At 69.3% G+C, this 21,385-nt stretch carries 22 protein-coding genes and 2 pseudogenes; 13 read left to right on the top strand and 11 right to left on the bottom strand.

Features of this window, described 5'->3' with window-relative positions:
- Both RIF93_RS08800 and RIF93_RS08795 read right to left on the bottom strand, forming a co-directional pair.
- A pseudogene (locus RIF93_RS08800) lies at positions 1-218 on the bottom strand (ABC transporter permease); the annotation flags it as partial.
- Between the two features lie 130 nt (positions 219-348).
- Positions 349-1,743, bottom strand: coding sequence for a PAS domain S-box protein (locus tag RIF93_RS08795; RefSeq protein WP_309090450.1), 1,395 nt, complete (start codon positions 1,741-1,743; stop codon positions 349-351).
- 225 nt (positions 1,744-1,968) lie between these two features.
- Between RIF93_RS08795 and RIF93_RS08790 the strand changes: the two genes are divergently transcribed.
- The 3 genes from RIF93_RS08790 (at position 1,969) to RIF93_RS08780 (ending at position 5,057) form a co-directional block, all read left to right on the top strand.
- Positions 1,969-2,967 (top strand): aldo/keto reductase, encoded by a 999-nt coding sequence (locus RIF93_RS08790; protein WP_309090448.1) that lies wholly within the window; start codon positions 1,969-1,971, stop codon positions 2,965-2,967.
- A 93-nt stretch (positions 2,968-3,060) separates the two neighbouring features.
- Positions 3,061-4,341, top strand: coding sequence for a nucleoside transporter C-terminal domain-containing protein (locus tag RIF93_RS08785; protein ID WP_309090446.1), 1,281 nt, complete (start codon positions 3,061-3,063; stop codon positions 4,339-4,341).
- A gap of 80 nt (positions 4,342-4,421) precedes the next feature.
- A complete protein-coding gene (locus RIF93_RS08780) occupies positions 4,422-5,057 on the top strand; it encodes a glutathione S-transferase (RefSeq protein ID WP_309090444.1) in 636 nt (211 codons plus the stop codon).
- Positions 5,058-5,061: 4 nt separating this feature from the next.
- Here the strand turns inward: RIF93_RS08780 and wrbA are convergent.
- From wrbA to RIF93_RS08765, 3 genes and pseudogenes are all read right to left on the bottom strand, one after another.
- Positions 5,062-5,427 (bottom strand): annotated as a pseudogene (wrbA, locus tag RIF93_RS08775) (NAD(P)H:quinone oxidoreductase); the annotation flags it as partial.
- Between the two features lie 39 nt (positions 5,428-5,466).
- Positions 5,467-5,922: a GNAT family N-acetyltransferase gene (locus RIF93_RS08770; RefSeq protein WP_309090442.1), complete on the bottom strand. Its 456-nt coding sequence runs from the start codon at positions 5,920-5,922 to the stop codon at positions 5,467-5,469.
- An 8-nt stretch (positions 5,923-5,930) separates the two neighbouring features.
- Positions 5,931-6,404 carry a PaaI family thioesterase gene (locus RIF93_RS08765; protein ID WP_309090440.1) on the bottom strand — a complete coding sequence of 158 codons (474 nt, stop codon included), beginning with the start codon at positions 6,402-6,404 and terminating at the stop codon, positions 5,931-5,933.
- A 94-nt stretch (positions 6,405-6,498) separates the two neighbouring features.
- On the opposite strand from RIF93_RS08765, the gene pcaF reads away from it, so the two are divergent.
- The 6 genes from pcaF to RIF93_RS08735 all read left to right on the top strand — a co-directional run bounded on the left by pcaF (position 6,499) and on the right by RIF93_RS08735 (position 11,880).
- Complete coding sequence (pcaF, locus tag RIF93_RS08760) at positions 6,499-7,707, top strand: 3-oxoadipyl-CoA thiolase (protein ID WP_309090438.1); 1,209 nt, start codon at positions 6,499-6,501, stop codon at positions 7,705-7,707.
- Entirely contained in the window at positions 7,704-8,237 is a 534-nt protein-coding gene (locus tag RIF93_RS08755) for a hypothetical protein (protein ID WP_309090436.1), read from the top strand. Before pcaF ends, RIF93_RS08755 begins: the two co-directional genes overlap by 4 nt.
- Positions 8,238-8,250: 13 nt before the next feature.
- Positions 8,251-9,399 carry an acyl-CoA dehydrogenase family protein gene (locus RIF93_RS08750; protein ID WP_309090434.1) on the top strand — a complete coding sequence of 383 codons (1,149 nt, stop codon included), beginning with the start codon at positions 8,251-8,253 and terminating at the stop codon, positions 9,397-9,399.
- Between the two features lie 2 nt (positions 9,400-9,401).
- Positions 9,402-9,692 (top strand): DUF3253 domain-containing protein, encoded by a 291-nt coding sequence (locus RIF93_RS08745; protein ID WP_309090432.1) that lies wholly within the window; start codon positions 9,402-9,404, stop codon positions 9,690-9,692.
- A 13-nt stretch (positions 9,693-9,705) separates the two neighbouring features.
- The gene (locus RIF93_RS08740; protein WP_309090430.1) at positions 9,706-10,740 is read left to right on the top strand and encodes an alpha/beta fold hydrolase; all 1,035 of its coding nucleotides are present in this window, start codon (positions 9,706-9,708) and stop codon (positions 10,738-10,740) included.
- Positions 10,741-10,803: 63 nt separating this feature from the next.
- Positions 10,804-11,880 (top strand): Glu/Leu/Phe/Val dehydrogenase, encoded by a 1,077-nt coding sequence (locus RIF93_RS08735; protein WP_309090429.1) that lies wholly within the window; start codon positions 10,804-10,806, stop codon positions 11,878-11,880.
- Here the strand turns inward: RIF93_RS08735 and RIF93_RS08730 are convergent.
- The 4 genes from RIF93_RS08730 to RIF93_RS08715 all read right to left on the bottom strand — a co-directional run bounded on the left by RIF93_RS08730 (position 11,877) and on the right by RIF93_RS08715 (position 16,784).
- Positions 11,877-12,305 (bottom strand): VOC family protein, encoded by a 429-nt coding sequence (locus RIF93_RS08730; RefSeq protein WP_309090426.1) that lies wholly within the window; start codon positions 12,303-12,305, stop codon positions 11,877-11,879. The genes RIF93_RS08735 and RIF93_RS08730 overlap by 4 nt on opposite strands.
- 102 nt (positions 12,306-12,407) lie before the next feature.
- Positions 12,408-13,886: an HWE histidine kinase domain-containing protein gene (locus RIF93_RS08725; RefSeq protein WP_309090424.1), complete on the bottom strand. Its 1,479-nt coding sequence runs from the start codon at positions 13,884-13,886 to the stop codon at positions 12,408-12,410.
- A complete protein-coding gene (locus tag RIF93_RS08720; protein ID WP_309090422.1) occupies positions 13,883-15,376 on the bottom strand; it encodes an ATPase domain-containing protein in 1,494 nt (497 codons plus the stop codon). The genes RIF93_RS08725 and RIF93_RS08720 overlap by 4 nt, the downstream gene beginning before the upstream one ends.
- Before the next feature lie 106 nt (positions 15,377-15,482).
- Entirely contained in the window at positions 15,483-16,784 is a 1,302-nt protein-coding gene (locus tag RIF93_RS08715; RefSeq protein WP_309090420.1) for an MFS transporter, read from the bottom strand.
- A 177-nt stretch (positions 16,785-16,961) separates the two neighbouring features.
- Here RIF93_RS08715 and RIF93_RS08710 point away from each other — a divergent pair, with 177 nt between their 5' ends.
- The gene (locus RIF93_RS08710; RefSeq protein WP_309090418.1) at positions 16,962-17,099 is read left to right on the top strand and encodes a hypothetical protein; all 138 of its coding nucleotides are present in this window, start codon (positions 16,962-16,964) and stop codon (positions 17,097-17,099) included.
- A gap of 35 nt (positions 17,100-17,134) precedes the next feature.
- Here the strand turns inward: RIF93_RS08710 and RIF93_RS08705 are convergent, their stop codons facing one another.
- Together RIF93_RS08705 and RIF93_RS08700 are read right to left on the bottom strand one after the other, a co-directional pair.
- Positions 17,135-17,281, bottom strand: a complete 147-nt coding sequence (locus tag RIF93_RS08705; RefSeq protein WP_309090416.1) for a hypothetical protein — start codon at positions 17,279-17,281, stop codon at positions 17,135-17,137.
- Between the two features lie 35 nt (positions 17,282-17,316).
- Positions 17,317-18,195 carry a transglutaminase family protein gene (locus tag RIF93_RS08700; protein WP_309090414.1) on the bottom strand — a complete coding sequence of 293 codons (879 nt, stop codon included), beginning with the start codon at positions 18,193-18,195 and terminating at the stop codon, positions 17,317-17,319.
- Between the two features lie 75 nt (positions 18,196-18,270).
- On the opposite strand from RIF93_RS08700, the gene RIF93_RS08695 reads away from it, so the two are divergent.
- Genes RIF93_RS08695 through RIF93_RS08685 form a run of 3 tightly spaced genes read left to right on the top strand, consistent with a single transcriptional unit; the run spans position 18,271 to position 21,211 of the window.
- Positions 18,271-19,500, top strand: a complete 1,230-nt coding sequence (locus RIF93_RS08695; RefSeq protein ID WP_309090412.1) for a putative DNA modification/repair radical SAM protein — start codon at positions 18,271-18,273, stop codon at positions 19,498-19,500.
- Complete coding sequence (locus RIF93_RS08690; RefSeq protein WP_309090410.1) at positions 19,500-20,933, top strand: UdgX family uracil-DNA binding protein; 1,434 nt, start codon at positions 19,500-19,502, stop codon at positions 20,931-20,933. The genes RIF93_RS08695 and RIF93_RS08690 overlap by 1 nt, the downstream gene beginning before the upstream one ends.
- 14 nt (positions 20,934-20,947) lie before the next feature.
- Entirely contained in the window at positions 20,948-21,211 is a 264-nt protein-coding gene (locus tag RIF93_RS08685; protein ID WP_309090408.1) for a hypothetical protein, read from the top strand.
- The last annotated feature ends 174 nt before the right edge of the window (positions 21,212-21,385 follow it).

Here is a 21,385-nt window from a genome sequence, read left to right as displayed (position 1 = left end):
GGCAGCGTCCCGCCGCCCGAGTTGATCAGGCTCTCCATCTTGGCCGGCAGGATCATCAGGTCGGCGCGGCTGCGCTCGAGCGTGGCGGTGACGCCCTTCACGATGCCGACGAACATCCCGACCTGGGCCAGGATCAGCAGGCCCGAGAACGCGAGCGCCACCACCGCGGCCGTGTATCGGCGCCATTCGTGGATCAGTGTGGCCAAGGCCAGCGACATGGCGGAACCGCCCCTTCCCAAGCGGACGCGGCGCGCGCGTCTCAATGGCAAAGAGGCCGCCGCCGGCGCGGGCGGATGCGAAGGCGCCGATTAAACCTTCGTAATGCGCCGGACGGGTTCCGAAGGGGACCTAGCCGTCGAGGGTGGTGAACAGCGCCTCGCCCGCGCCGGGTCTGGCGCTCAACCGCCCCTCGATGCGCCAGACGAGGCCTGCGCGTCGCCAGTCCGCGGTGGCGGCGCCGCCCAGCTCCTGCGCGAGGCCCCGCATCAGTCTCGAGCCGAAGCCCTGCCGAACCGGCTGCTCGACGGGCGGCCCGCCCCGCTCCTGCCAGCAGAGGCTCAGGCGCGCGGGCCGTTCCGGGTCGCGCTCGTCAGAGACGTCCCAGGTCAGCTCGACATGACCGCCGGCCACGCTGAGCGAGCCGTATTTCGCCGCGTTGGTGGCGAGCTCGTGCAGCGCCATGGACAACGCCAGGGCCTCCTGCGGGGCGAGCCGCACGGCCGGTCCGCGCAGCCGGAACCGGTCCCCATCGTCGCCACCGAACGGCTCCAGCGCCACCCGCGCGGCGGCCGCCAGCTCTGCGCCGACCCACTGCTCGCTGGTCAGCACGTCGTGGGCCCGGGACAGCGCCATGAGACGATCGACGAACGCTGCATGCCCGGCGCGCGGGTCTTCGGCGCGCGCCGCCTGCGCCGCCAGCGATTGGACCGTAGCCAGGGTGTTCTTCACCCGGTGATTGAGCTCGTTGATCAGCAGCCGCTGCCGCGCCTCGGCCACCTTGAAATCGTTGATGTCGACGACAACCGCGGTGATGTACCGAACCTTGCCGTCGGGCCCGCGCTGGCCCGAGACGTTGTTGCGCACCCACACCGCCGACCCGTCCGGACGCATGTAGCGCTTCTCGATGACGAACGGCTCGCCCGTCTCGGCCAGACGCCTGAACAGGATCACATTGCCGGCCCGGTCGCCAGGATGGGTGACCTCCAGCATGGTCATGTTCAGCAGTTCGTCGCGGCTGCGGCCCAGGATCTCGCACTGCCTGTCGTTCACCAGCACGAAGCGGCCGTTGATGTCCGTCTGCGCGATGCCGACGGTCACCTGGCTGAAGATGTCCGCGAAGCGCGCCTCGCTGGCGCGGAGCTTCCCCTCCATGTGGACGCGGTCGGTAATGTCGGTCCCTTGCGCGAAGATGCCGATGACCTCGCCCTGCGAGTCCACGATCGGCTGGTAGACGAAGTCGAAATAGCCCTCCTTCAGAGGACCTCCGTCGCCCTGCAGCAGCTGGATGCGGATCTCGCGTCCCTCGAAGGGCTTCCCCGTGCGGTACACTTCGTCCAGCAACTCGAAGAAGCCCTGGCCCTCCAGCTCGGGCACCGCCTCGCGCAAGGGCTTTCCCTCCAGCTCGCGCCCGCCCATCAGCTGGCGGTATCCCGGATTGGCGTAGTCGAAGATGTGGTCGGGGCCGCGCAGCACCACGGCGAGCGCGGGGGCTCTCTCGAACAGCCGGCGAAGCTCCGCCGACACCGCCAAGCTTGCGGGCTCCTCCCCGCTTGCGGACCGTTCCGTCACCTGCGCCCCTTCGTTCGTACGACTGATATGCGGCGCAGGGCGGCCGCGCCATCACCTTTGCTACCGCCCTGGAAACGGCGGCTGGCCGTTTGCGATGCTGCGGGATTGCCGGCTCAGGGGCGGATGCCCAAATTCAATCGGCGGCGACCGCCGCTCCCCACATCGCCAAGGAGCCTCTCCATGAAGACGCGCAAGCTCGGAACCCAAGGTCTCGAGGTTTCGGCCATCGGCTTCGGCTGTATGGGGCTCTCGGGCGTCTACAACGCGCCGCTCGACGAGGCTCAGGCCACCGCGGTGCTGCGGCGAGCGCTGGACCTCGGGATCACCTTCTTCGACACCGCCGAGATCTACGGCATGACCACCAACGAGGTGCTGGTGGGCAAGGGCCTGGGCGAGGATCGCCACCGGGTGCGGATCGCCACCAAGTTCGGCTTCGACTTGGAGGCCGCACGGGCCGCGGGGCGTCCCGTCGGGACCAACAGCCGGCCCGAGAACATTCGCGCGGTCGCCGACGCCTCGCTGAAGCGCCTGGGCGTCGAGGTGATCGACCTGTTCTACCAGCAGCGCGTCGACCCGAACGTGCCGATCGAGGACGTGGCGGGGACCGTGGGCGAGCTCGTGAAGGCGGGCAAGGTCCGCTGGTTCGGCCTATCGGAAGCGGGGCCCGACACCATCCGCCGAGCGCATGCCGTCCATCCCGTCAGTGCGCTGCAGTCGGAATATTCGCTCTGGACGCGAGACCCCGAGAGGACGGTGCTGCCTGTCACCCGCGAGCTCGGCATCGGCTTCGTGCCCTACAGCCCGCTGGGCCGCGGCTTCCTGGCCGGAGCGGTGAAGGGCAAGGACGCCCTGGTCGAGAACGACTTCCGGCGCTTCATGCCGCGGTTCCGCGACGGCGCGCTGGAGAAGAACCTCTCGCTCGTCGAGACGCTCACCGGCCTCGCCCAAGAGAAGGGCTGCACGCCGGCCCAGCTGGCGCTGGCCTGGCTTCTGGCGCAGGCCCCCGACATTGTCCCGATCCCCGGCACCACCAAGCCGCACCGGCTGGAGGAGAACGTCGGCGCCGTCGACATCGAGCTCAGCGCTGAGGACCTTTCCGCGATCGAAGCGGCCATCCCGGAAAAGGCGGTGGAAGGCGCCCGCTACGACGAGCGCGGCCTGTCGATGGTGAACCTCTAGCGGCGCTGCGGCGCCGCTTCGGCTTGCGTCGGGAGCCGTCTGGCGCCTGTATCCTCCGACGTCGCCAGACTCGCGCGGCGCATCGGGGGGTGCATGTTCAGTCTCGCGAACGCCCAGAGCCTGGTCGGGGTGGCTCTGGTCCTTGGGCTCTGCTGGGCCATGTCGGAGAACCGGCGGCAGTTTCCCTGGAAGCTCGCCATCGGCGCCATCGTGGTCCAGGCCGTCCTGGTCCTGGCCCTCTTCGGCCTGCCGGCGCTGCGCGTGGCGCTGCAGGGCGTGGGCCACGCGGTCGACGGTCTGGCGGCCTCGACCCAGGCTGGCGTCGCGTTCGTGTTCGGCTTCCTCGCCGGCACGCCGAACCAGCCCTATCCGCTGACCGACCCCGGCTCGATGTTCGTCTTCGCCTTCCGGGTGCTGCCGGTGATCCTGGTGGTCTGCGCGCTCGCCGCCCTCCTGTGGCACTGGCGCATCCTGGTGTGGGTGACCCGCGGCTTCGGCTTCGTCTTCGAGCGGACCATGGGCCTGCGCGGCCCGCCGGCGCTGGCCACCGCCGCCACCGTCTTCATGGGCCAGGTTGAAGGCCCGATCTTCATCCGCAGCTATCTGGCCGGCCTGTCTCGGTCGGAGCTCTTCATGCTGATCGCCGTCGGCATGGCCTGCGTCTCGGGCTCGACCATGGTGGCCTATGCGACGATCCTGAAGGACGTGCTGCCGAACGCCGCCGCCCACGTGCTGACCGCCTCCATCGTCTCGGCGCCCGCCGGCGTGCTGCTGGCCCGGATCATCGTGCCCCGGGACGCCGCCGTGGAGCAGGCCCAGGCCTACGACCCCGCCGCCGCCAAGCGCTACGAGAGCTCCATCGACGCCTTGATCAAGGGCACGACCGACGGCCTGCAGATCGTGCTGAACGTCGGCGCGACCCTGATCGTCTTCGTGGCGCTGGTGGCCATGGTGAACTTGATCCTGGGCTCCTTCGGCGACGTCGCCGGCGCGCCGTTGTCGGTGGAGCGCGGCCTGGGCCTCGTCTTCGCCCCGCTCGCCTGGGCCATCGGCGTGCCGTGGCACGATGCGCCGACCGCCGGCTCGCTGCTGGGCGTGAAGCTGGTGCTGACCGAGTTCACCGCCTTCATCCGCATGGGCGGGATCCCCGTGGGCGAACTGGACGAGCGCACCCGCGTCCTGATGACCTACGCCCTGTGCGGCTTCGCCAACGTGGCGTCGGTCGGCATCAACCTGGCCGGGTATTCGGTGCTGGTGCCCGAGCGCCGGAACGAGGTCGTGGGCATGGTTTGGAAGGCCATGTTTGCGGGCTTCCTCGCCACCTGCCTGACCGCCTCGATCGTGGGTCTCCTGCCGACGGGCCTGTTCGGCTGATCTTGGCGGATAGCGGACTTCGATCTTGACCGGAAAGTGACCGGGCGTACACTTTTGGCCAAGGCCAAGGGAGGTCCGCCATGAAGGTCTACGATACGCCGCTCGCGCCCAATCCGCGCCGCGTCCGCTGGTTCATGGCCGAAAAGGGCATCGACGATATCGAGGTCGTGACGCTGAACCTGATGGAAGGGCAGCACCGCACGCCCGACTACCTCAGCAAGGCCGGCCTCCCGAACGTGCCGATGCTGGAGCTGGACGACGGGACCTGCATCACAGAGTCCGTCGCCATCTGCCGCTACCTCGAGAGCCGCTATCCCGAGCCGAACCTCTTCGGCCGCACGCCCGAAGAGACCGCGGTGATCGAGATGTGGATGCGCCGGGCCGAGATGCTGGTGGCCACCCCGCTGATGATGGGCGTGCGCCACACCCACCCGGCGATGGCGGCTCTGGAGCAGCAGAACGCCGAAGTCGGTCAGCATTCGCTGCAGAGCGGTCTGAAGGCGTTGAAGGTGCTGGACCGCCGGCTGGGCGAGGCCGAATGGCTGGCCGCCGATCGCCTGACCATCGCCGACATCGTGGCCTTCACCGGCCTCGATTTCGGCCGCCTGATCCGCGTGAAACCGCCTGAAGAGCTGAAGAACGTCGGCCGCTGGGTCGAGGCCATGAAGGCGCGGCCGGCGGCCACGGCCGGCATGCCGGCCAGGAGCGCGGCCTAGGCCTGCGGCCGGTCCTCTGCGTGGCCGTGGAGGTGAAGGCCGAGCCGACCTTGCCGTTCAAGGCTCCGCGCGCCCAGAGGCCTCCGGCCTGGTCGAGGAAGTTGCCCATCTGGCTGGCGACGCGGCCGAAGCGGGTGCCGGCGCCGATCACGATGGCGTCGTAGTGCTCGAGCTCGGCGACGGTGGCGATCGGCGCCTCCTGATCCAGCTTGTATCCGGACTGCCGCGCCAGCTCTTCAGGCACCAGCTCTGGCACGCGCTTGATGTCCACCTGGGCGCCCTGGATCTCGCGCGCGCCCTCGGCGACGGCCCGCGCCATGGCTTCGATGTGGCCATAGGTGGGATGGTAGAGGACGAGGACCTTGGTCATGGCGGGCTCCTGGCTTGCGCCATGAACCCGCGGGCGGCCTCAACTGTTGCCGCGCAACTCGGCCCAGCGCGCCTTCGTGATGCGCATCAGGTGGTGGGCCTCGTCCACGCCTTCGGTGTGGAAACCCTCGCGCTCGTAGACGTGCTTCGCCCGGGAATTGCCAAGGGCGACGCCCAGCTTCAGGGCCTCGGCCGGCGTCTCCTGGAACACCCAGTCCATGATCTGGCGCAGCAGCGCCGTGCCGCGCCCGCCCTCGGGCTCGGCCACCGCGATCCGCCGCAGCAGGATGGTCGGCGCGGTGAACTCCTGCAGGATCACGAAGCCGTCCAGCCGGTCGCCGTTGCGCAGCCCGAAGTAACGGGCTTCGGGCGAGGCGAACTGGGCGGCATGCTCGTCGGCTTCAAACCGCCCGATGAAGGCCTCGTAGCCGGGCAGCCGCTCGATCCGCATCACCTCGGGGATGTCGTCCGGCGTCAGGGGCGAGAGCGTGGTCATGGCCCAGCTCAGGTGTTGCGCGGCCCCGTCTTCTTCAAGACCGACGAGAAGCTCATCATCGGCTCACCGCCGCGGCTGGCGTTCACGATCAGGCCGCGGACGAAGACCATGCTGCGGCCGGCCTTCACCACCTCGCCCGTGCATTCCACCAGGTCCCCGACGCCGGCCGAGCCCACCAGCTCGCCGTTGAAGGTGGCCGTGACGGCGTGTTGGTCCTTGAGCGCGTCGCGGGCGATCACGAAGAGCGCGAAGTCTGCGAAGGTCATCATGCAGCCGCCGTGCATGAACATGCCGCCGTTCATGTGCCGGGTCTCGGCCCGGAAGGCGCACACCCGCTGGCCGTCGCGCTCACGGAAGTAGAACGGACCGGCTAGGTCCTCGTACGGATCGCCGCCCGGATAGTACGACCAGCCGGTCCACTCGCCCTCGGTCACCGTCGTCAGGCGCGAGGTGTAGCTCTGCTGTTCGTCGCCGCCGTCCATCACGCCTCCGCATATCGCAACCGCGAAGAGTTTGCCCCGCGCGGATTCGAACACTAGTTTGACCGCTCGCCGACTAGCCTTCCGAGGAGCCAAGATGCAAGGCCGCACCGTCTATCTCTGCACGGGCGTTCGCACCCCGATCGGTCGGTACGGCGGCGCGCTGGCCAAGGTGCGGGCCGACGACCTGGCGGCCCATCCGCTCAAGGTGCTGATGGAGCGCCTCCCCGGGGTCGACTGGGAAGCGGTCGACGAGGTGATCTACGGCTGCGTGAACCAGGCCGGCGAAGACAACCGCAACGTCGCCCGCATGGCCCTGCTGCTGGCCGGCATGCCCGAGCGGACGCCGGGTCTGACCGTGAACCGCCTGTGCGCCTCGGGCCTGGACGCCACCATTGCCGGCGCACGAATGATCGCCACGGGCGAGGCGGACCTCGTCATCACCGGCGGGGTCGAGAGCATGACCCGCTCGCCGTTCGTCATGGGCAAGGCCGACAGCGCGTTCTCGCGCAGCGCCGAGATCTTCGACACCACCATCGGCTGGCGGTTCGTGAACCCCAAGATGCAGAAGGACTACGGCGTGGATTCCATGCCGGAGACGGCCGAGAACGTCGCCACCGACTACCAGATCGCGCGTCCCGACCAGGACGCCTTCGCCCACCGTTCGCAGCAGCGAGTCGGCAAGGCTCGGGAGCGCGGCTTCTTCGACGGCGAGATCGCGCCGCTGACCATCAAGGATCGCAAGGGCGACGTCGTCGTGGCTCAGGACGAACATCCGCGGCCGGACACCACGCTGGAGGCGCTGACCGGCCTAAAGCCGATTGTGCGGCCGGACGGCACCGTCACCGCCGGCAACGCCTCAGGCGTCAACGACGGCGCCGCAGCCCTGGTGCTGGCCTCGGAGGAAGCGGTGAAGAAGTACGGCCTGGAGCCCCTGGCGCGGATCGAGGGCGGGGCCGCCGGCGGCGTCGCGCCGCGTGTCATGGGCGTGGGTCCCGTCCCGGCCGTGGAGCGGCTGACCGGCCGCCTGGGCATTACCGCCCGCGACTTCGATGTCATCGAGCTGAACGAGGCCTTCGCCGCCCAGGCGCTGGCCTGCACCCGAAGCTGGGGCCTGGCCGACGACGCCGAGCACGTGAACCCGCACGGCGGCGCCATCGCCATCGGCCACCCGCTGGGCGCATCCGGCGCTCGTCTGGCTTTGACCGCTGCGCGCGCGCTGAAGGAACGCGGCGGCGAGCGGGCGCTGGCCACCATGTGCGTCGGCGTGGGGCAGGGCTCGGCGCTGGCCTTGGCCAAGGCATGAGCCTGCTGATCGCCGCCGTCGCCGCGGCGCTGGCGTTCCAGGCCGCGCCGGCCGCCAAGGCCCCTGAGGCCAAGGCCGCGCCGCAGAAGCCGCTGACGTTCACGCCCAAGACCATGGTCGACGGCGAGACCCTGCAGATCGTGCTGGGGCAGCGGGCCGTGTTTCAGCTGGACGACAAGGGACAGCCGGTGCTGCTGAAGGTGGAGGAGGGCAAGCTCGCCGCCGCCCATCCGGCCGGCGCCGTGACCGAGACCTTCGCGCCACCGCCTGAGGGCCAGATCGCCGCCGCTCTCGACGGCTCGGCCGAGAAGCGCGCCACGGTGCTGAAGATCTGGAACCGCACCGGCAAGCCGCTGGACTACCGCGCCATCGCGCTGGTCATGCGCAAGGACAAGCTCACCGCCACGCCTGTGCCGCCGGCCTGCAGCGTGCGCCCGCGCAGCGTGCACGTGGAAACCTGGCCGGCGCCGATCGTCGCCGTCGGCCTCGGCCGCTTCAAGGAAGCGGTCGGCGCCAAGGCCTGCCAATAAGGGGAACTGCCACATGGCGCTCGACGCCGAGACCCGCGACCAGCTGATCGACACCGTCCGGCGCTTCGTCAGCGAACGCCTGCGCCCGCTCGAGGCGAAGGTGGCGGAAGACGACGCCATGCCCGATGACGTCGTCGAGGAAATGAAGGGCCTAGGTCTCTTCGGGCTGTCGATCCCCGAAGCCTACGGCGGCCTGGAGCTCTCCATGGAGGACGAGTGCCTGGTGGTGATCGAGCTCGGCCGCACCAGCCCGGCGTTCCGCTCCACCTTCGGCACCAACGTCGGCATCGGCTCCCAGGCGTTGGTGATGTTCGGCACCGAGGCCCAGAAGCAGAAGTACCTGCCCGGCATCGCGTCGGGCGAGATCATCACCTCCTTCGCCCTAACCGAGCCTGAGGCCGGCTCGGACTCCGCCTCGGTCCAGACGCGGGCGATCCGCGACGGCGACCACTATGTGCTGAACGGCGCGAAGCGCTACATCACCAACGCCAACAAGGCCCACCTCTTCACCGTGATGGCCCGCACCGATCCGTCGAAGGCGGGCGCCGGCGGCGTCTCGGCCTTCCTCGTGCCGCGCGACGCGCCAGGCCTCTCGGTCGGCAAGCCCGAGAAGAAGATGGGGCAGCAGGGCGCCCACGTCTGCGACGTCGTCTTCGACAATGTCCGCGTGCCGGCCGAGAACCTGATCGGCGCCGAGGGCGAGGGCTTCAAGGTGGCCATGCAGGTGCTGGACAAGGGCCGACTGCACATCTCGGCGCTCTGCGTCGGCGTCGCCGAGCGGCTGATCGCCGACAGCGTGGCCTACGCCGCCGAGCGCAAGCAGTTCGGCCAGCCCCTGGCGAACTTCCAGCTGGTCCAGGGCATGATCGCGGACTGCAAGACGGAAGCGCTGGCGGCGAGGGCGCTGACGCTGGAGACCGCTCGCAAGCGCGACGCCGGCCAGAACGTCACCATGGAAGGCGCCGCGGCCAAGTACTTCGCCTCCGAGATGGTCGGACGCGTGGCCGACAAGGCGGTGCAGATCTTCGGCGGCGCCGGCTACATCGCCGAATACGGCATCGAGCGCTTCTACCGCGACGTGCGCATCTTCCGGATCTACGAAGGCACCAGCCAGATCCAGCAGGTGATCATCGCGCGCGAAACCATGAAGCGGGGCGGCTGACGATGAGCCAGGCGGTCGAAGACGCCATCCTGGACCTGCTGGGCAAGCTTCCCCCCGGCAAATCGGTCTCGCCGGAGGACGTGGCCAAGGCGGTCGACCCCGCCGGCTGGCGGCGCGAGCTGGGCAAGGTGCGTCCCGTCGCCGTGGGCCTCGCCCGCGCGGGACGGCTGACCATCCTGCGCCACAACAAGCCGGCCAACCCCGAGAAGTTCAAAGGGGTGTGGCGGATGCGCCTGCCGCTTGAGGGCGACCAGATCCCGGCCGATGCCGCCGAAGCCGGGGACGGCGAATAGGCGTTCCGCGGCCATGACGCGTCTCGCCGCCCTCCTGGCCTCACTGTTCCTGTTGGGCGCCTGCACCAGCATGGCGGTGCAGCAGCCGGCCCAGCCGCCGGGCGGCTACCGCGGTCCCTACATCGGCGGCGACGTGGTCGCGAGCTTCGACGGCGCGCTGCTGGGCCTGTCCAAGTGGGAGGCGCCAGGCGAGCCTTGGGCGGTGATCGTCGCCCTGCACGGCATGAACGACTACGCCAACGCCTTCCACCTGGCCGCGCCGTGGTGGGCGAGCCAGGGGGTGACCACCTACGCCTATGACCAGCGAGGTTTCGGCCGCTCGCCCGGTCGCGGCGTCTGGGCCGGCGAAGAGCTGATGATCGAGGACCTGCGAACCGTCGTGGCGCTGGCCCGCGCGCGACACCCATACGCCCTCATCGCCGTCGTCGGCGAGAGCATGGGCGGGGCCGTGGCCGCCGCGGCCTTTGCCAGCGATCGGCCGCCCGCCGCCGACCGCCTGGTCTTGCTGGCGCCCGCCGTCTGGGGCTGGGACGACCAGCCGCTGCCGAACAAGACCATGCTCTGGCTGGCGGCCAACTTCACCGCCGCGAAGGTCTACACCCCGCCCCGCTGGCTCACGTCGAAGATCACCCCCACGGACAACCGAGAGGAGCTGATCCGCATGGGCCGTGATCCGCTGATGATCTGGGGCGCACGGTCCGACACGCTCTACGGCCTGGTCAGCCTGATGGACGAGGGGGCCGAGAGCATCGACGACGTGCAGGTCCCCACGCTCTACCTCTATGGCGCCAACGACCAGATCATACCGAAGAAGGCGGCGTTCCGGGCCGCCTCGCGCCTTCGCCCGGGACAGCGCAGCGCCTATTACGCCCGCGGCTACCATCTGCTCACCCGCGACCGGCAGGGCCCGGTGGTCTGGGCCGATATCCTTGCCTTCCTCAGGGACAGCAAGGCTCCTCTGCCCTCGGGCGCCCCGCCCATTCCGACTGCGGGGAAGGACGCCCAGAAGGAGGTCCGTGGAGCGGAACACCGCGCTGCGGGGTTGTGAGGTGCGTCGCCAGGGCGTACAGGCTGGCGCGAAATCCTTGCCTCCAAGAGCAAAGAGTGCGGCATGACCTTGTTCGATTCTCCGGCTTTCGAGGGCCATGAAGGCGTCCACGCCTTCTTCGACGAGAAAACCGGCCTCAAGAGCATCATCGCCGTCCATTCGACCGCCCGGGGCCCGGCCGCCGGCGGCTGCCGTATGTGGCCATACCCGACGACCGAAGACGCGCTCACCGACGCCCTGAAGCTGTCGCGAGCCATGTCCTACAAGAACGCCATGGCCGACCTGGAGCTGGGCGGCGGCAAGAGCGTGATCATCGGCGACAGCCGCAGCCAGAAGTCCCCGGCGCTGTTCGAAGCCTTCGGCCGCGCGGTGGAGGCCGTCGGGGGCCGCTACTGGACCGCCGAAGACGTCGGCGTCTCGCCCGCGGACCTGACCCACGCCCGCAAGCACACCCGCTATGTGGCCGGCCTGGAAGGCCACGCCGCCGCCTCGGGCGATCCCAGCCCGGTGACCGCCGAAGGCGTGTTCCGGGGCGTGCGGCTCTGCGTACGTCGCGCGCTCAACCGCGATCTGGACGGCGTCACCGTCGCCATCCAGGGCGTCGGCCATGTGGGCGCCTATCTCGCCGAGAAGCTGCACGCCGCGGGGGCCAAGCTGGTGATCGCCGACGTGAACCGTGAGGCCGTGGACCGCATCGCCGCCGCCACCGGGGCCGAGGTGGTCGCTCCGTCTGCGATCTTCGACGTCCCCGCGGACGTGTTCGCCCCCTGCGCGCTGGGCGGGGCCATCAACCTCGAGACCCTGGCGCGGCTGCAGGTGCGCGTGATCGCCGGCGGCGCCAACAACCAGCTGGCCGACGCCGAAGCGGGCCGGGCGGTGTTCGAGCGCGGCATCCTCTATGCGCCGGACTACGTCATCAACGGCGGCGGCATCATCAATGTGGCCGGCGAAATCCGGGCCCTGGAGGCCGGCGAGGCCTTCGACGCCGCCTGGGTCGACGCCAAGCTGGACCGCTTGGCGCTGACCCTCGAGGAGGTCCTGGAGCAGGCTCTCCGGGAGCGCCGGCCGACGCACGAGGTGGCCAACGAGATCGCCCGCGCCCGTATCGCGGGCGCCTCAGGCCAGCGGGTGGCCGCCTAGGCCACCTCGATCTCCATGTGGGCGCCCTGCTCGACCGCGGCGGGGTCCATCCACATCACCTCCAGGACGTGACCGTCCGGATCCTGGAAGCTGACCCCGTACATGAAGCCGTGGTCCTGGGCGGGCATCCACTCGGAGCCGCCGTTGGCCAGGGCCTTCTGCAGGAAGCCGTCCACCTCGGCGCGGTCGGCGGCCGACAGGCAGATCAGCGCCTCCTTGTCCTTGGAGACATCGGCGATGCCGCCCTTCAGGAACTGGCTGAAGTGGTCGTGGGTCAGCATCATGAAGATGATGTTCTCCTCGATCACCACGGCGGCGCTCTGGTCGCTGGTGAACTGCGGATTCAACTCGAAGCCGAGGCCCGTGTAGAAGCGCTTGGTGGCTTCCAGGTCCTTCACCGGCAAGTTCACGAAGATCATCCGCATGGTCACGTCCTCCATTGAGCGGCATCGAACTCACGAGCCTAGGACGAACGGCTCCGGCGAATCCCGACAAACTTCCCTGACAATCTTGCCAGGCGGCCGCGGCTAGGCGGGCGAGGTGGCGCGGGCCGAGCGGGTGAGGGGGATCAGGAAGTCTTCGAGGCTGGGCGCGCCATGGTCTGGCGGCAGCCGAGCCTCGATCGCGCAGACCACGCCGGCGGGCAGGTACTCGATCGTCACGCGACCCTGCAGGTCGGCGCTCAGGCCCCGTTCGATCAGCCGCGTGCCGAAGCCAGTCCGCTTCGGCGGCTCCACCGGCGGGCCGCCGCTCTCGCGCCAGTCGAGACGCAGCTTGGTCGCGCCGTCCTCGCTCACGACGTCCCAGATGAGGTCGACACGTCCGCCCACTGCTGAAAGCGCGCCGTACTTGGCCGCGTTGGTGGCCAATTCATGCAGGGCGAGCGCTATGGCGATGGCGGTCCGGGGCGGGAGGCGCACCGGCGGCCCATCGACCCGGAACCGCACGTCGCCTTCGGTCTGATAGGGATCTGCGGCCTGTTGGACGATCTCGCGCAGGTCCGCGCCCGACCACTGCTCGTCGGTCAGCACGTCGTGGGCCTTGCTGAGCGCCAGGATGCGGTTCGTCAGCGTCTCGCGCACCGGGCCCGGAACGTCGACGCCGCGCAAGCTGAGCGCGATGATCGACTGGACGGTGGCCAGCGTGTTCTTCACCCGGTGGTTCAGCTCGTTGACCATCAGGCGCAGGCGTTCCTGGTCCTGCAGCTGGCGCGAGACGTCGGTGTTGGTGCCGAACCAGCGGACGATCCGGCCCGCCTCGTCGCGCAACGGCGTCACCCGCGTCAGGAACGGCCGGAAGACCCCGTCGGCCCCGCGGAGCGGGAACGTCATCTCAAACGTCTCGCCGGTGGCGAGCGAATGTCGCCAGCGCGCCTCTACTGTGGGCAACACCTGGGGATCATGCACCGAGGCCCACCCCCAGCCTTCCTGCGCGTCGGGCGAGGCGCCGGTGTATTCGTACCAGCGCGGATTGTACCAAAACACGTGCCCGTCTGGCCGCGCCATCCAGCACAGGATCGGGATGTTCTCGGCCAAGGTGCGGAAGTGCTCTTCCGCCGTGCGGATCGCATCGATGCGCTCCCGCGCCTCGTACTGGCGCCGGCGGCCGCGCAGCGCCGTGCGGATCACGCTCACCAGGGTTGTCGGGTGAAACGGCCGCTCGAGGAAGGTGACGTTGCCCAGGGCCTGGCTGATCCGCCCCGCGGCCGGATTCCGTTCGAGCCCGCCGCCACGACGGGACAGGACCACGATCGGGAAGTCGGACCAGCTCGGCTGGTGGTCGATCCAGTGGGCGAGGCCGATATAGTCCTGCTCCAGCAGGGACTCCTCGACGATCAGGGCGACGCCGGCGCCCCGGTCCAGCTCCGCCACTAGACAGGGCAGGTCGTGGCAGATGAAGCCATCCAGACCGGCTTCGCGGAGGATCGCCTCCGCCACCTGGGCGTCGCGGCCCAGGGGCGCCAGGATGAGCGCGCGCTCGGATCCTGCCGCGCCGATCTGAGTCACTTCGACTCGCCGATCAGGGGCGTCCTCTCGCCGACGAAGTCCGGCACGCCGCGCAGGATACCCTGGAAGTCCGTCAGCGGCGGCCCGACGGTCAAGCCATTCTCCCCGATCTGGTACTCGCGGATCGTCTTCTCATGCAGCCCGCCGCGCTTCTTGATCACCGATACGGCGCGGCGAACCGAGCCTCGGGCCTCGAAATACCGCAACAACAGGACGGTGTCCGCGAGATAGGTCACATCGACGGGCGACTTCATGTCCCCGACCAGGCCATGCTGGGCCACCGTCAGGAAGGTGTTGGCGCCCTGACGGTTCAGGAATTGCAGCAGCTCGTGCATGTGGAGGAGCAGATAGTGCTCCTCGGGCATGGCCGACTGGTAGCCGTTCAGGCTGTCGATCACGATCGTGCGCACGTCGTGCACTTCCACGCACTTTCGGACACGCGCCGAGAACTCGCCGGGCGACAGCTCGGCCGCGTCGATCTGCTCGATCAACAGGCTGCCATCGTCGATCAACCGCCGTAGGTCCATGCCGAGCGCCTGGGTGCGGTCGAGCAAGAGACCGAGCTCCTCGTCGAAGATGAAGAGCGCCGCGCGCTCGCCGCGACGGATCGCGGACATGGCAAAGCAGAGGGTGAGCAGCGACTTGCCCGTGCCGGCGGGGCCGAGGATCAGGCAGCTCGACCCCCGCTCCAGTCCGCCGCCCAGCAGACCGTCCAGCCCCTCGATGCCGCTCCTCAGCTGGTCGCGGTTGAACTCGGTCTTGTGCTCGGCGGACACGAGGCGCGGATAGACCTCCAGGCCGCCGGTCTTGATCGTGAAGTCGTGATAGCCGCCGCGAAACTTGCGGCCCCGATACTTGATGATCCGCAGGCGCCGGCGTTCGGCGCCGTACTCAGGCGCCAGCTCCTCCAGCCGTACGACGCCGTGGGCGACGCTGTGCACCGTCTTGTCGGGCGAGTCCGCCGTCAGGTCGTCCAGCAGCAGGACCGTCGCGCCGTGCTTGGCGAAATAGTGCTTCAGCGCCAGCACCTGCCGGCGGTAGCGCAGCGAGCCCTGGGCCAGCAGGCGGATCTCGGACAGGCTGTCGATCACCACCCGCGACGGCCTGATGCGCTCGAAGGCCTGGAAGATCAGCCGGGTCGTCTCGCCCAACTCCAGATCCGAGGAGTAGAGCAGGCTCTGCTGTTGCTGCTCGTCCAGAAGGGCTTCGGGCGGCGTAAGCTCGAAGATCTCGACGCCGTTCAGGTCCCAGCCGTGGTTCGCGGCGCCCTCGCGCAGCTCGGCCTCGGTCTCGGAGAGGGTCACGTAGAGGGTGGTCTCGCCGCGGGCCGCGCCTTCGATGAGGAAGCTCAGGGCCGCGGTGGTCTTGCCGGTGCCGGGGCTGCCTTCGAACAGGAACACCCGGTTTGTCGCCAGGCCTCCTGCGAGGATGGCGTCGAGGCCTTGGATCCCAGTGGAGACCTGGGCGGCCTCGGTCGCAGTTTTGCTCATGCAGTCGTCTTCGCGTCAGCGCCGGCGTCGGCTGGGGTTGATGGCACGCTTCCACGGAAAAGATGGTCGCCTACCCGACCCTAAAACACGGCCAAGCTTCGAAAGTTCACCGCTTCCGGGGTTCGCGCACGGCTAGCAGCAGGATGAGCAGCGCTGCGATGAGGAACCCGACGGAGGCGCCGAACACCGTCGCGTAGCCGAACGCCTCCGCCACCAGCCCGCCCGCCAGAGGCCCCGCCGTGGCGGTGAGACTCTCGGCGGTGGCCGAGATCGCCAAGCGCATCGGCAGGTCCTCGCGCGCGCCGAATTCGAGGATCATGGTCTGGGCCGCCATCATGTAGCCGGCGAGCGCCGCGCCCAGGCCGGCGAAGGCCAGGAACATGGCCCAGACCTCGTGCACGTTCAGCAGCAGGACGGTGGCCGCGATCCAGGTGACGATCGCCCCCACCAGCACGATCCGGAATCCCGCCTTGTCGCCTAGATAGCCCCAGACCAGGTTCGCGGCCGTGTCGGCTCCCAGGAACGCGAACGACAGCAGGCCCAGGGTCGCCCCGTCGATCTCCAGGACGCTGCCCACGTAGAGGATGTAGAATGGCGTCGCGATGCGGGCCGAGGTCGCCAGCATCTGCACCAGCAGGAAGAAGCCGTACTCGCGGTCCTCGGCGATCAGGGCCGGGAACTCCCGCACCCGGTCTCGGAAGCGGGCCTGCGCCCGTGTAGTCGGCGGCTCGGGCTCCTTCATCAGGAGCTGCAGCGCCCAGAGCCCGGCGCTGGTCAGGGCGAAGGCCAGGAGGAACGTCGTCGAATAGCCGTTGCCGAACAGGTTCGCGCCCACCAGGTACTTGCCCGCAAAATAGGCGAGGACCGCGGCGATCAGGCCGCCGGTGGCGTTGCGCCAGGCCTGCAGGCGGCCGCGTCGGCTGACCGGGATGACCTTCGACATCAGCAGCGAGAAGACCACCCGCTGGGCGCCCATGAAGACGCCGAACATGAAGAGGAAGAAGAGCAGCGCCCAGGCGAGCGGCTGGCCCGACAGCACCCAGCCGGCCACCGCCATGCCGAGGATCGCCAGCCTGCCGAGGCCGCCCATCAGGAGGGCGGCCGGCATCACCTTCTTGCGGTGCTCGATCTTCGTCGCCCCGAAGATAGGCGAGATCACCCCGCCCACCTGCTGCAGCGCCAGCCCCAGGCCGACGATGGCGTTCGAGCCCGAGACGGCGTGCAGATAAGCGGGCAGGAAAGTCGGCGCGCTGATGAGCCGGAAGCCGGTCATGCCCAGCATGCCGTGTAGGTAGTGGCCGGCGTAGTTGCGCTTCAGGTTGTCCCAGACGAACGCTTCATAGGCGGCCTCGCGCGCGGCGAGGTCGTCGGCTTCTGCAGGCGCGTCCGGAAGATCCCTGGCGTTCAATCCCTGCGGCCGCGCGCTGACGTGGCGGCGGCTCCCTTTTTTCGAAGATCCGGAATGGTTCGGGTTTCCGGTCTAGCAGACTCCCCGCCGCCCGCAACGTCTGGACAATCAATCTGAGGTGGCTACGCTTCGCAAGCTCTACCTTATGGCGTAGAGATCAGACGGAGGAGATTCCCGATGCGCGCTATACTGATGGCCCTGGCGATGAGCCTCGCGAGCCTCGCCGCGTTCGCGCCCACCACGGCGGCGGCCGATGACGACGAAGGCCCTCCCGTGTGCGAGTATCTCAGCGAGAACAACTACTTCTGCCTCTGACGGCGGGGCGGCCGGCGCGCGGCTGGCCGCCTTCCTCAATGCCCCGGCCGCAGCGTGAAGCTGCGCGGCTCGCGGGTCTTCACCGACTTCTGCGCAGGCTTCTGGCCATGCTGGGGTGTGGCGGCCGGCTTCGGGATGCAGAAGCCGGTCAGAGTGTCCTGTTGCGGCAAGCCTTGGGTCATGGCGCTCGTCCTCTCAGGGGCGGCGTGAGCATGACTCAGGCGGCTTCGGGGATCGACTCGGCCAAGCGCACATCCACGTGAACGGCCAGGGTGGCTTGCCCGCCGTCCCCCAGGATCACGCCCGAGATCGGCGCCGCCTCCGCGGGCGTGCGGGCCACGGCGACCGGGATCAGGTCCGGGCTCTCCGCCAGACCGTTCGTCGGATCGAACTCGACCCAGCCCAGGTCGGGCAGGAACACCTCGCACCAGGCGTGCGTCGCGCCTGCGCCGCGCACCTCGGCATGGGCGGGCGAATAGACGTAGCCGGTGACGAAGCGGGCGGCATAGCCCAACCGCCGCAACGCCTCGACCATCAGCCACGCGAAGTCGCGGCAGGTGCCCGAGCCGATCTGCACGGTGAAGTGCGGCTCCTGGGCGGCCCCAAGGTCCCGGGCCTGGTAGGCGAACTCGTCCCGGATCGAGCGGTTCAGCCGCATCAGGAAGTCCAGCGCCGGCTCGTGGGGGTTGCCCACGCGCCCGCGAAGCCACTTCAGCAGCACGCCGTCGGCGTCCTCCGTGACCGGCTCGACGAAGGGCGCCAGCACCGCGCGGTCGGTGGGCGAATAGACGATCGGCGTGGCGGTCTGCGGGTCGCGGACCGGTATGTTCGACAGCGGCGCCGGATAGCGCTCGATGACCAGGTCGCTGACGATCGAAAGCGCGGTGCTCTCGCCCGCCGGCGTGAAGATGCACACCGAGTTGCCCAGCGCGTCGTAGATCCACCGGATGTCCCCCGGCGGCGAGACGGTCAGCACGGCGTCGGCGACACGAATGGCGTGGCTGTCACGCGGCCGCAGCAACAGGCGGTGGGCCGCGAACCTGACCGGCCGCTCGTAGGCGTAGGTCGTCTCGTGACGGATGCGGAGCCGGGCCATGCCACGCGGAACCAGTTCGTCGCAGGCCGGTTCCCAAGACTGGACAGAACAAAAATGGAACACTAGATATCCGGCATGGCGGTCCTGGACCTCAAGCGCAAGCTCGCCATCCTTTCCGATGCGGCCAAGTACGACGCGTCCTGCGCCTCCTCCGGGAGCGTGAAGCGGGATTCCGTCGGCGGGAAGGGTGTGGGCTCCACCGACGGCGGCATGGGCATCTGCCACGCCTATGCGCCGGACGGCCGCTGCATTTCCCTGCTCAAGATACTGCTGACGAACTTCTGCGTCTACGACTGCGCCTATTGCGTGAACCGCGTCAGCTCGAACACGCCTCGCGCGCGGTTCTCGGCCGAGGAGGTCGTGGACCTGACGCTCGGCTTCTACAAGCGCAACTACATCGAGGGTCTGTTCCTCTCGTCCGGCATCATCCGCAGCGCCGACTACACCATGGAACAGATGGTGCGCGTGGCGCGCCTGCTGCGCGAGACGCACGACTTCCGGGGCTACATCCACCTGAAGGTGATCCCCGAGGCCTCGCCGGCGCTGGTGAACGAGGCCGGCCTCTACGCCGATCGGCTGTCGATCAATATCGAGCTGCCCAAGGACGACAGCCTGGCGAGGCTCGCGCCCGAGAAGGACCTCGTCGGCATCAAGAAGGCCATGGGCGCCGTGCGCCTCGGCGTCGACGCCGCCCAGGAGCCCGCCCGCAAGGCCGCGCCGCCGAAGTTCGCGCCCGCCGGCCAGTCCACCCAGATGATCGTCGGCGCCGACGGCGCCTCGGACGGCGAGATCCTCAAGCGGTCCGAGACCCTCTACGGGGCCTATCGCCTGCGGCGCGTCTATTACTCCGCCTTCTCGCCGATCCCGGATTCCACCGCCCGCCTGCCGCTGCAGCGGCCGCCGCTGGTGCGCGAACACCGGCTGTACCAGGCCGACTGGCTGATGCGGTTCTACGGCTTCGAACGCGCCGAGATCGTGGGCGAAGGCGAGGATTTGGACCTCTCGGTCGACCCCAAGCTGGCTTGGGCGCTGAAGAACCGCGGCGACTTCCCGGTGGACTTGAACGCCGCCGACCGCGAGCGGCTGCTCAGGGTGCCCGGCCTGGGCGTCCGCGCCTGCGACCGCATTCTGGACCTGCGCCGGCACAAGCGGATCACGCTCGAGGACCTGAAGCGGATCTCCCGCGGCGTCGCCAAGCTGAAGCCCTTTGTCGTCACCGACGACTGGCGGCCGGGCGCGCTGACCGACGCCGCCGACCTGAAAGACCGGCTCGCGCCGCCGCCGCGGCAGCTGGAGCTCTTCTGATGCAGGTCGTCCGCTTGGCCTCCGAGACCGACCTCGCGGGCTGGCGCACGGCGGCCCGCAGCCTGCGTGCATCGGGCGTGCCGCCGGAAGCGGCGATCTGGACCGTGGACGGCGACGCCAGCCTGTTCGCGGGCGAGGCTGGGCCCGCTCCCGCGCCGGTCGGCGCCTCCTTCACGGTGCCGCGCGAGTTCGTCGAACTGGCCGAGCAGGTGATCCTGCACCGATCCGACGAGCGCTTCTCGCTTCTGTACCGGCTCCTGTGGCGGCTGGAGTCCGAGCCGAACCTGATGAAGATCACGACGGACCCCGACGTCGACAAGGCGCGGCTGTTCGCCCGGGCGGTTTCGAAGGCCGCCCACAAGATGAAGGCCTTCGTCCGCTTCCGGTCGGTGCAGGACGAGGCCGGCGAGGCCTACGTCGCCTGGTTCGAGCCGGCGCACAGGGTGACCGAGGCGACGGCGCCCTTCTTCACCCGTCGTTTCGCCAATATGCGCTTCTCGATCCTGACCCCCGACGTCTGCCTGCACTGGGACACCGAGACGCTGGCCTTCACGCCGGGCGCCGATCCGGCCGATGCGCCGTCGTCGGACGCTCTCGAGGACTATTGGCGCACCTATTACGCCTCGATCTTCAACCCCGCGCGGCTGAAGGTCGGGGCCATGCAGAAGGAGATGCCGAAGCGCTACTGGCGGAACCTCCCGGAAGCCGGCCTCATTCCCGAGCTGATCGCCAAAGCCGAGGCGCGAACGAGCCAGATGGTCCGCCAGGCCCCGTCCGAACCCGAACGCCGGATCGTGCGCGCCGTCCTGCGCGCCAGCCGCGACGCGCCCTATGACGGCCAGCCGCCGGCCAGCCTCGAGGAGATCGCCGCGGGGGTTCAGGTGTGCCGGCGGTGCGACCTCTATCGCGACGCGACGCAAGGTGTGCCGGGCGAGGGGCCGAAACAGGCGCGGCTGATGTTCGTGGGCGAGCAGCCGGGCGACCAGGAGGATCTCGCCGGCCATCCGTTCGTGGGCCCCGCAGGCCAGGTGCTGGACAAGGCCCTGGCCGAGGCCGGCGTGCCGCGGGCCGAAACCTTCGTCACCAACGCCGTGAAGCACTTCAAGCACGAGCAGCGTGGCAAGCGGCGCATCCACCAGACGCCGAACTCCAGCGAAGTGGCCGCCTGCCGCTGGTGGCTGGAGGGCGAGCGCCGCATCGTGCGGCCGCGGGTGATCGTGGCCCTGGGCGCGACCGCGGCGCTGTCGGTGTTCGGGAAGCCTACGCCGATCGGCAAGTTCCGCCAGCAGGCGATCCAGTTGCCGGACCAGGGGCAGGGCGTCGTCACCTACCACCCATCCTACCTGCTGCGCGTTCCCGACAAGGAAGCGAAGGCCAAGGCCTACGCCATGTTCGTCGAGGACCTGAGGTTCGCCTGGGACCTGGCGGCCTGAGAGAGGAGCATCCGATGACCGACCCCGCGCCGACCCATCTCGACCAGAAGGATCCCGGCAAGCCGACCGGCCTCTCGATCCGCGAAGAGGCCGACCGCGAGATCGACGCCTACGAGAACCTCGCCGACCTGGTGCTGTTGATGCCCGAAGACCGCTGGGACGAGTTCCTGCGCGAGACGGGCGAGCAGCCGGACGAGGCGGCGGCGGAGGTCCGCTACCGCGGCGTGCTGTTCCGGAAGGCCCCGGTCACGGCGGTCGTCGCCCAGGAAGGCTTCTAGACCGTCCCTTCCTTCTCGACGACCAGCACGCGGGCGGGCCCGATCGGATGGGCCACGTGGGCGTCGCCGGCCTCGGCGATGAACATGTCGGCGGGCTTCAGGCGCACCGCCTTCTCCACGCCGGCCTCGCGGTAGCGCATCTCCACCTCGCCCTCGAGGACCAGGAACACCTCG

Source organism: Phenylobacterium sp. (assembly GCF_031181185.1).
Lineage (GTDB): Bacteria > Pseudomonadota > Alphaproteobacteria > Caulobacterales > Caulobacteraceae > Phenylobacterium.
Note: the sequence above shows the minus strand (reverse complement) of the source record. Positions and strands in the feature narration are given on the sequence as shown.

Excerpts from the sequence above, each read along its gene's own strand:
- RIF93_RS08790 (WP_309090448.1), top strand. The coding sequence starts at position 1,969 with ATGAAGACGCGCAAGCTCGGAACCCAAGGTCTCGAGGTTTCGGCCATC.
- RIF93_RS08785 (WP_309090446.1), top strand. The coding sequence starts at position 3,061 with ATGTTCAGTCTCGCGAACGCCCAGAGCCTGGTCGGGGTGGCTCTGGTC.
- RIF93_RS08780 (WP_309090444.1), top strand. The coding sequence starts at position 4,422 with ATGAAGGTCTACGATACGCCGCTCGCGCCCAATCCGCGCCGCGTCCGC.
- RIF93_RS08770 (WP_309090442.1), bottom strand. The coding sequence starts at position 5,922 with ATGACCACGCTCTCGCCCCTGACGCCGGACGACATCCCCGAGGTGATG.
- RIF93_RS08765 (WP_309090440.1), bottom strand. The coding sequence starts at position 6,404 with ATGGACGGCGGCGACGAACAGCAGAGCTACACCTCGCGCCTGACGACG.
- pcaF (WP_309090438.1), top strand. The coding sequence starts at position 6,499 with ATGCAAGGCCGCACCGTCTATCTCTGCACGGGCGTTCGCACCCCGATC.
- RIF93_RS08755 (WP_309090436.1), top strand. The coding sequence starts at position 7,704 with ATGAGCCTGCTGATCGCCGCCGTCGCCGCGGCGCTGGCGTTCCAGGCC.
- RIF93_RS08750 (WP_309090434.1), top strand. The coding sequence starts at position 8,251 with ATGGCGCTCGACGCCGAGACCCGCGACCAGCTGATCGACACCGTCCGG.
- RIF93_RS08745 (WP_309090432.1), top strand. The coding sequence starts at position 9,402 with ATGAGCCAGGCGGTCGAAGACGCCATCCTGGACCTGCTGGGCAAGCTT.
- RIF93_RS08740 (WP_309090430.1), top strand. The coding sequence starts at position 9,706 with ATGACGCGTCTCGCCGCCCTCCTGGCCTCACTGTTCCTGTTGGGCGCC.
- RIF93_RS08735 (WP_309090429.1), top strand. The coding sequence starts at position 10,804 with ATGACCTTGTTCGATTCTCCGGCTTTCGAGGGCCATGAAGGCGTCCAC.
- RIF93_RS08730 (WP_309090426.1), bottom strand. The coding sequence starts at position 12,305 with ATGCGGATGATCTTCGTGAACTTGCCGGTGAAGGACCTGGAAGCCACC.
- RIF93_RS08720 (WP_309090422.1), bottom strand. The coding sequence starts at position 15,376 with ATGAGCAAAACTGCGACCGAGGCCGCCCAGGTCTCCACTGGGATCCAA.
- RIF93_RS08710 (WP_309090418.1), top strand. The coding sequence starts at position 16,962 with ATGCGCGCTATACTGATGGCCCTGGCGATGAGCCTCGCGAGCCTCGCC.
- RIF93_RS08705 (WP_309090416.1), bottom strand. The coding sequence starts at position 17,281 with ATGACCCAAGGCTTGCCGCAACAGGACACTCTGACCGGCTTCTGCATC.
- RIF93_RS08700 (WP_309090414.1), bottom strand. The coding sequence starts at position 18,195 with ATGGCCCGGCTCCGCATCCGTCACGAGACGACCTACGCCTACGAGCGG.
- RIF93_RS08695 (WP_309090412.1), top strand. The coding sequence starts at position 18,271 with ATGGCGGTCCTGGACCTCAAGCGCAAGCTCGCCATCCTTTCCGATGCG.
- RIF93_RS08690 (WP_309090410.1), top strand. The coding sequence starts at position 19,500 with ATGCAGGTCGTCCGCTTGGCCTCCGAGACCGACCTCGCGGGCTGGCGC.
- RIF93_RS08685 (WP_309090408.1), top strand. The coding sequence starts at position 20,948 with ATGACCGACCCCGCGCCGACCCATCTCGACCAGAAGGATCCCGGCAAG.